This is a genomic window from Streptomyces sp. NRRL S-495 (assembly GCF_000966955.1).
Classification (GTDB): Bacteria; Actinomycetota; Actinomycetes; order Streptomycetales; family Streptomycetaceae; genus Kitasatospora; species Kitasatospora purpeofusca.
Genome location: NZ_JZWY01000791.1, coordinates 1 through 2,012 on the forward strand (window position 1 = coordinate 1; position 2,012 = coordinate 2,012).

Below are 2,012 nucleotides of genomic sequence, written 5' to 3' on the forward strand. Positions count from 1 at the left end.
CCCCGCCGAGACCGGCGCCGCCACCGTGCACGTCGCCGCCGGGGTGACCGCCTTCGCCCAGCGCCGCGAGGAGCGCCTGCGCAAGCTCCTCGGCGACCGCCTGCACGTCCACGACGCCTCCGTGACCGTGCTCCCGCCGGGCCGGGTCACCCCGGCCGGACGCGACCACTACGCGGTCTTCACCCCCTACCACCGCGCCTGGCAGCAGGCCCCCCGCCGCACCGTGCTCGCCGCCCCCAGGACGCTCCCCACCCCGGACGGCCTCCGCAGCGACACCCTGCTGGTCGGCGGCCCGACCTCCCCCGGTCTGCCGCCCGGCGGCGAGAGCGCGGCCCGGGCCCGCTGGCGCCGGTGGGACATCGACGCCTACGCCGACATCCACGACGACCTGGCGGCGGACGACACCTCCCGGCTCTCCCCCTATCTGCACTTCGGCTGCCTCTCCCCCACCGAACTCGTCACCCGCGCCCTGCGGCACGACGGCCCCGGCGCGCAGGCGTTCGTCCGGCAGTTGGTCTGGCGGGACTTCCACCACCAGGTCCTCGCCGCCCGCCCCGACGCCGCGCACCGCGACTACCGCGACCGGGACGACCGCTGGCACCACGACGAGGCCGAGGCCGAGGCGTGGCGGCAGGGCCGCACCGGCTACCCGATCGTCGACGCCGGGATGCGCCAGCTCGCCCACGAGGGCTGGATGCACAACCGCGCCCGGCTGCTGACCGCGAGCTTCCTGGCCAAGAACCTGTACCTGGACTGGCGGGTCGGCGCCGCCCACTTCCTCTCCCTGCTGGTCGACGGCGACGTGGCCAACAACCAGCTGAACTGGCAGTGGGTCGCCGGCACCGGTACCGACACCCGGCCGAACCGGATCCTCAACCCGCTGCGGCAGGCCGACCGCTACGACCCCGACGGCGCCTATGTGCGCCGCTGGGTGCCCGAACTCGCCCACCTGCCGGGCCCCTCCGTCCACCGGCCCTGGCTGTTCGGTGCCGACTACCCGGCGCCCATCCTGGACCCCGAGGCCCTGAACGCCCGCTTCCAGCACGGGCGGCCCTGACCGTCCCGGCGGTCCGCCCAGGGCATCCGCCCAGGTCGGCATACGGAACCGACATCGCATTGGGTCGTGGTGACCGATTTACGGACAGCCTTGTCCCGTCTACCGTCGTACGTGTTCGACCGGTACCGCGGGCGACAGGCACTTGAAATCGGATCAAAAAATGACCTTCAGTATTGAAACGGACCGGCTCCGGCTGCGCCCGTACACCCCCGAGGAGGCCGAGCGGGTGGCCGCCGGCGACCGGCCGGGGAGCGGCTGGAGCCCCGGCTTCCCCCGCGAGGACGACCGGGCCGTGGCGCGGATGTTCCTCGCGGCGCCGCGCACCGAGCCGCTGTTCGAGCCTCAGCTGATCGAGCTGCTCGACACCGGTGCGGTGATCGGCGGGATCGGGTTCTTCGGCCCGCCGGACGCGGAGGGGGCGGTCGGGCTGGGGTACGGCGTCGCGCCCGAGGCCGAGGGCCTGGGCTACGCCACCGAGGCGCTGGTGGCGCTGCTGCGCCGGGGGTTCGCCGAGGGCGGCGTCCGGCGGGCGCTGGCCGACACGACCCATGACAACGCGGCCTCGCAGCGGGTGCTGGAGAAGGCCGGGCTGCGTCGGACGTCCTCCGACGACAAGCTGCACCACTACATTCTTGAGGGCTGATCACTTGCGCAAGCTGACGTACTTCGTGGCCACGACCCTGGACGGGTTCATCGCCGGTCCCGACGGGGGCGACCCGACCGGGCCGGACGGGTTCTTCACCGTCACCCCGGACTATCTGGAGCACCTGGTCACCCACTACCCGGAGACGCTGCCGGGCCCGGCCCGCGACGCCCTGGGCATCACGGCGACGGGCACCCGCTTCGACACCGTGCTGGAGGGGCGCCGCTCCTACCAGGTGGGCCTGGACGCCGGTTTCGCCGACGCCTATCCGCACCTGCGGCACCTGGTCTTCTCCCGTACCCTCACCGAGGC

Annotated in this window: 2 protein-coding genes and 1 pseudogene; all 3 read left to right on the forward strand. The window is 73.7% G+C overall.

Annotation, left to right across the window (positions count from 1 at the left end):
- Positions 1-1,057 (forward strand): deoxyribodipyrimidine photo-lyase (locus tag VR45_RS33595; protein WP_045943689.1); only part of this gene is annotated, 1,057 nt, incomplete at its 5' end.
- 160 nt (positions 1,058-1,217) lie between these two features.
- Positions 1,218-1,700 carry a GNAT family N-acetyltransferase gene (locus VR45_RS33600; RefSeq protein ID WP_045943690.1) on the forward strand — a complete coding sequence of 161 codons (483 nt, stop codon included), beginning with the start codon at positions 1,218-1,220 and terminating at the stop codon, positions 1,698-1,700.
- 4 nt (positions 1,701-1,704) lie between these two features.
- Positions 1,705-2,012 (forward strand): annotated as a pseudogene (locus VR45_RS33605) (dihydrofolate reductase); the annotation flags it as partial.

Excerpts from the sequence above, each read along its gene's own strand:
- VR45_RS33600 (WP_045943690.1), top strand. The coding sequence starts at position 1,218 with ATGACCTTCAGTATTGAAACGGACCGGCTCCGGCTGCGCCCGTACACC.